Here is a 5,948-nt window from a genome sequence, read left to right as displayed (position 1 = left end):
GCTGCTGCGCGCCCAGGTGCGCAACCTGCTGCGGCGGCGGAACACGGATCCGGAGCTGCCCGCGGCGGCCGCGTCGCGCTCGCCCGCCAGGCCCGAGCGTGAGACGGCCTCGCTGTTTGATCAGGTGGTGGCGCGGAGCGGCCTGTCGGCCGTGATTGCCTCCACCACCGTGGCGCGGGCGTGCCACCGGGCCAGCGTGGATCCGGAGATCCTGGACGCGGACAAGCTCACCCGGTCGCTGCCCTTCATCCGGGATGCGCTGCGCGTCTTCCTCACGGAGCACGAGACCCGCAGGCGCATGGTGGACATCGAGGAGCTGACGCGAGGACAACGATTAGCGACGGCCGCCGGCGGCCGGTAGCGCCGGCGGCAGCGTGCCAGCGGCAGCCCCAGCTGGCGGAACCAACTCCCTGAAGTACACCGCCAGTTGCCAATGAATGACGAGAGCCTGCTTTGACAGGTTGGATCTATGGCCCCGCGTCCGCCGGGCCTCCATCCGGTGGCCACGACAAGCCGCCGTCCGGAGCCTCCCGCGGCTGAGTGCGCGAGGATTGATTCCAGATGGCGTCATAGGCAGGAGTCACTCCTGGCCTGGATGGAACGCCCATGCCCCCATCGTCACCTGTTTCTAAACTGCCGGGTCCATCAGGTTGCCCATCAAGGACACGACGGAGGATACGACCGTCCGTACTGATCGCATACTTCGCACCGGAATCCAGCATCAACTGCTCAGGGCCGCAATATCCCGGATTCTGGTAAATATAAACGAAGACAATGTTGCCCTGCCGAATCACCCTGTAGAAGTAAGCTTCTTGTCTATTGGGGCATGACCGAGGTTTATCACCAACAGGGAGGAGATCGTTGGCGGCAATCGTTACTGCCCGGAGTGTTTCGCCGTCAAGTTCATACGTCCCCCCTTCGGCCCCTACCGTTTTAGCGGCGCGGTCGAAGAATGAGGGGAACACAATCGTCTTGTCGTCCTCTATTGGCGCGACAGGAGAGTTGGGCGGACGCACGCAACTCGGCAGCACAAGCGCAAGTGCGAGTGCGAGTGCGAGGGGTAGGTTTCTTGTTCTCATGAAGAACTCTCGGTGACCGTCTTGAGCAGGCGCCATTTACCGGCTGCCGCCATGATAGAGCCTGCCATTGAGTTCATATGTTGAATGAGCTATCGCATTCATCTGCTCGACGGCACACCTCTGCGCCTACATGGCACTGCCCCGCCGGTACAGCAGCGCGATGAAGAGCGGGCCTCCGAGCAGCGCGGTGACTACGCCCACGGGAGGCTCTCCGCCGAAGAGCGGGTAGGACAACCGAGTCAGCAGATCCGCCAGCACCAGGAACGCAGCACCGCCCAGCGCCGAGAGCGGCACAAGCAGCCGCTGATCTGGCCCGAAGGCGAGCCGCAGCAGGTGCGGGACGATGAGCCCCACGAAGCCGATGAGCCCGGTGAGCGCCACGGCTCCGGCCACGCTGGCGCTGGTGGCCAGCAGCAGGAGCCGCCGCGTGCGCGCCACGGGAACGCCGAGCGCCACGGCATCCTCGTCCCCCAGCATCATCAAGTTGAGCCTTCCGGAGAGCGCCACCATGACGCCGAGCGCGACGGCCTGGAGGAGCGCTGCGAGCCCGAGCGTGGACGTACGCTCGTAGCCGAGCGTCCCCGCGAGCCAGAAGAGAAGCTCCCCCAGCCGGTCCGGGTTCGACAACGCCTTGATGAGGGTGATGGCGGCAGCGGCGAAGGTGTTGAAGACGACGCCTGTGAGGAGCGTGGCGTAGGGAGCCCGGGTGGAGTGGCCTCGGCTGACGGCGAGGACGAAGAGCACCGAGGCTCCCGCGCCCAGGAACGCGAGCAGCGCGGGCCCCGAGAGCCGCTCGAAGCCTCCCAGGAGCCCTGGAGCCACCTGCCCCACGGTGGCCAGCCCCAAGGCGATCGCGAGCGTGGCGCCCAGCGCCGCACCGCCGGAGACGCCGAGCACGAACGGATCCGCGAGCGGGTTGCGCAGCAGCCCCTGGAGCGTGGCCCCGGACGCCGCGAGCCCCGCCCCAACGATGACTCCCAGGAGCGCGCGAGGCAGGCGCAGGGACCAGAAGATGACGGCATCGGAGGACTGAGGCTCCCCAAGCGCGGCGGAGAGGGAGATGGGCTGCTCGCCGAACCGGACGGCGAGGGCGAACGCCACCCCGGTCAGCGCCAGCCCCGCGGCGCACAGGCCCAGGACCCGCGAGGCGCGCAATGCCCTGCCCTCGCGTGTCACTCCGCTCTCCTCCACTCCGTGAACACGCCGGGCCACCTCGGGCGTTGGAATCGAATCAGTGAACCGGGACGTCCGGGTGCAGCAGGCGGAACAGCTCCTCGAGCCCCCGCCCCAGCGAAGGCCCCGGCTGCAGCAACGCGAGGGATGGCATCTTCACCCACCGCGCGGCGGACAGCCCGGGCAGAGCCTGGATCTTCTCCTTGCCCACGTCCACATCCGCCGCATCCACCACCACATCCGGCCGGGCTCGCACCACGCGCTCCACGGAGTAGACGGGATAGGCCGAACCTGCATCAGCCGCGACGTTGAGGGCCCCCGCATCCCGCAGCAGCTCGTCCGCGAAGGAGCCAGGCCCGGCGACGACGAGGGGCTCGAAGCCGTAGGCCAAGAGCACTCGCGGCGTGGGGAGCTTCTTGGCCGCCTCGCGAATCCGGGCCCGAGTGGCCTCGAACTGGGAGACGATCGCCTCGGCCTCCTTCTCGTGCCCGAGCGCCTGCCCCACCGCGCGGATCGCGGCGAGCGTGTCCGCCACGGTGTGCAGGGGCAGCAGGAGCACGGGAATCCCCAGCTCCGCCATGCGCTCCACGGGCCGCTGGTTGCCAGGGCCCGGCTGGACGAGGACGAGGTCCGGCTTGAGCGCGATGACGGCCTCCACGGACGGATCCACGAACCCGCCCACACGAGGCAGCGCCGCCACGGCCTTGTCCGTATCGAAGCGCGAGACACCGACGAGCGTGCCCCCCGCGCCCATGGAGAGCACCATGTCCGTGAGGGACGGGGCGATCGTCACCACGCGCTGCACCTTCCCCTCCCGCTTCGGCCCGAGGAAGCGGGGAGCGTGTTGCGTGTCGGCGGCACCCGCCGCGCCAGACAGCGCCAGCGTGGCGAGCAGGAACAACGGAGCGAAGCGGATCCTCATGAAGGACTCCTACGGGATGGCGACGACATCGCCAACGAGAGAGAAGCCCGCTTCCCGCTGGCAGGCGGGGATGGGCGGCTGCGTGGCCGGATCGAGCCCGCGCACCTCGGTGAGTGCCGAGCCGGCGACCTCGAAGACGAAGATGCGGCCCGCGTTGTTGTCGCCCACGTAGGCCCGATTGCCTACCACGGCGAAGCGGCCGGCGGACGGCAGGGCACAAGTGCCGCCGCTCTGCGGACAGACGATGAGCCGATCGGAGGCCACCACGTCCTGCTCATCGAGCAGCACCATGGACGTCTTCTCCACGGCCACGAGGTTGAAGCTGGCGTCATAGGTGGCCTGCCCCGCGCAGCTCACGAGCAGCTTGTTCCCCACGGGGGCGAGCCAGCCCGGGTTGAGGCAGTTGTCCCCGAGCGGCAGGTACTTCACCTCCTGGGTCTGCGGGTTGATGCGCGCGACCAGGCCGGGGCCACCCGAGCCGTAGGTGTTCGGGTCCAGGTTGTTGAGCGCCACGTACAGCTGGCCCCGGAGCGCGGCGATGCCCGAGGGCGAGGGGATGGGGCTGCTGCCCTGGAACGGCTGGAGCGCCTCACCGCCCGGGAGCTGGATGTACGGCGTCATCAGCTGGGGATGGAGCGGATCGGCCAGATTCACCCGCGCCACCTTGCCACCGGCGGACACGTCTCCTCCGAGGTTGCCATAGAGCGTGACCCACAGGTCCGTGCCGAGCCGGGCCATGCCGAACGGGTTGGTGTTGGCGCCGAAGTCCACTCGCGCCACGGGCTCCAGCCCGAGCCCCTGCGGGAAGCGCGTGCCCTCAGTCAGCGCCCCCAGCTCGATCTTGCGCTGGAACACCAGGAGCGTGTTGCTGGTGGAGTTGAGGACGTAGACGTAGGGGTCCTCGACGAGCACCTGGTTGGGCGCATCATCCGTGGCGGGCGCCGCGGGCAGGGTGGCGTAGTCCACCAGCCGGGCCTCGCGCAGCTTCTTCGCGGCGTCGAGCACCAGCAGCACGTCCTGCATGCGAGCCACCGACTGCGGGCGATCTCCCACGGGGCGGTTGGGGCCCTTGAGGGTCGTGCCCGCCTGGATGCCCACGACCTGGCCGGTGTTGAAGCAGGCCGCGACGACGTCATAGGTGCACACACCCGAGTGGCAGCTCTGCGCATCGCCGCACGCGGTCTCGCACGTGCCGCAGTGCCCCGGGTCCTTCGCGAGGTCCACGCACGAGTCACCGCAGCGCGCGAGGCCCTGGGAGCAGGACACCTTGCACTGGCCGCTCTCGCACACCTGGCCCTGGCCGCAGATGAGGCCGCAGGCTCCACAGTTGCGCGGATCCGACGCGACGACGGCGCACGCCCCCGCGCACAGCCTGGCATCCTGCTGACACTGGCAGGTTCCCTCGGAGCACACCTGTCCCTGTCCACAGATGCGGGTACAGGAGCCACAGTGGGTGGTGGAGCTGCTCAGGTCCACACATTGATCGAAGCAGCTCGTGAGGCCCTCACCACAATCAGCGCCCGTCTGCGGGCACCCTTCCAGCAACAGCCCGAGGGCCGCCACCATCATCGCCAGCCACCGGGGAGCCAGGTGCTCCCTCTGGGTCTGTGTGCTGCTCGTGCTGCTCATCGCGAGTCCGTCCTTTGTGGGGAAGCAGGGGAAGAAGGACCGCCGAACGCCGCCGTCAACGTCACGTAGGCGGAGCGGCCCGGGAGCGGGTAGCCGTCGAGATCCTCGGCGTGCGCGTCGAAGACGTTCTTCAGCTCCACGGAGAGGGTCAGTTCGGGGGCGTGCCCGAGGGTGCTCGAGAGCCCCGCGTGGACGAATGTCCGTCCCGGCAGCACGGCCTCCTCGGTGCGGTTGGTGAACTGCGAGGACTGCGCCGCCACCTCCACGCGCCCGGTGAGCCAGCGAGGGCCACCGGACACCCGCGCGCTCAGCTTGTGGCGCGGCCGGTAGGGCAGCTCCTTGAGGTAGTAGCGCGGATCATCCCGGAGGTTGCGCGAGACGAGCAGCGTGTAGCCCAGCGTGCCCGCCACCCACGAGTACGGGCGCCACTCGCCCTCGGCCTCCAGCCCGCCCACGCTCGCGGCGAAGAAGTTGTAGGGCTTCGCGGCGAAGGGCGGATACAGCTCATAGGCGATGAGGTTCTCGTAGAGGCTGTAGAAGCCTCCCACCGAGGCCATGGAGTGCTCGGTGTGGTGCACCACCGCCAGATCCGCGTACAGCGCCCGCTCGGGCCGGAGCGCGGGGTTGGGCAGCAGCAGCCCCTGGCGCACGTACAGCTCCTGGAAGGAGGGAGCGCGGTGGGCCTGCCCGGCGTTGGCTCGCAGCTCGAGGTTCGCGGGCAGCTCCAGCGTGGCCCCCAGCTTCGGAGACAGCAGCGTGTACGGCCCCGAGCGCTCCACCCGCATCGACGGCGCGACGACCAAGCGGCCTCCGGCCAGCACCAGCTCGTCCATGCCCATGGCGCTGACGTGCAGCCAGCTCGGGCGAGCATCCGCCGCCGTGCTTCCCTCCGCGTCCGTCACGTCCTCGCCAGACACCGTCAGCGTCGCCGAGAGGCTCTGCCAGCCGCCCAGCAGCTTGCGCGCCTCCAGCTCCACGCCGCCCACCCGCTGGGCCTGGGCGCCCTGCTCTGCCTGCGGCCCACCGGACAGGCCGATGCGATCCCTCCGGAACCACGCCCTCGCGGATCCCCGCGCGCCTCCGAGCTCGCCCGAGAGGCGGAGGCTCGTCGCCACGCGCCCCGTGCTCTGCCTCGCGTCCGGGAG

General features: G+C 69.3%; 4 protein-coding genes and 1 pseudogene. 1 reads left to right on the top strand and 4 read right to left on the bottom strand.

Features of this window, described 5'->3' with window-relative positions:
* Positions 1-361 (top strand): annotated as a pseudogene (locus ACJ8AT_RS18980) (response regulator); the annotation flags it as partial.
* A gap of 844 nt (positions 362-1,205) precedes the next feature.
* Here the strand turns inward: ACJ8AT_RS18980 and ACJ8AT_RS18975 are convergent.
* The 4 genes from ACJ8AT_RS18975 to ACJ8AT_RS18960 form a co-directional block, all read right to left on the bottom strand.
* Positions 1,206-2,255, bottom strand: a complete 1,050-nt coding sequence (locus ACJ8AT_RS18975; protein WP_407739173.1) for a FecCD family ABC transporter permease — start codon at positions 2,253-2,255, stop codon at positions 1,206-1,208.
* Between the two features lie 55 nt (positions 2,256-2,310).
* Positions 2,311-3,174, bottom strand: a complete 864-nt coding sequence (locus ACJ8AT_RS18970) for an ABC transporter substrate-binding protein (protein ID WP_407739172.1) — start codon at positions 3,172-3,174, stop codon at positions 2,311-2,313.
* A 9-nt stretch (positions 3,175-3,183) separates the two neighbouring features.
* Positions 3,184-4,803: an MXAN_6577-like cysteine-rich protein gene (locus tag ACJ8AT_RS18965; RefSeq protein WP_407739171.1), complete on the bottom strand. Its 1,620-nt coding sequence runs from the start codon at positions 4,801-4,803 to the stop codon at positions 3,184-3,186.
* Positions 4,800-5,948, bottom strand: a 1,149-nt coding sequence (locus ACJ8AT_RS18960; protein WP_407739170.1) for a TonB-dependent receptor plug domain-containing protein, incomplete at its 5' end; no start/stop codon positions are given. The genes ACJ8AT_RS18965 and ACJ8AT_RS18960, both read right to left, overlap by 4 nt.

This window comes from Hyalangium sp., from assembly GCF_045802625.1.
Taxonomy (GTDB): Bacteria; Myxococcota; Myxococcia; order Myxococcales; family Myxococcaceae; genus Hyalangium.
This window is presented reverse-complemented; position numbering and strand designations above follow the sequence as displayed.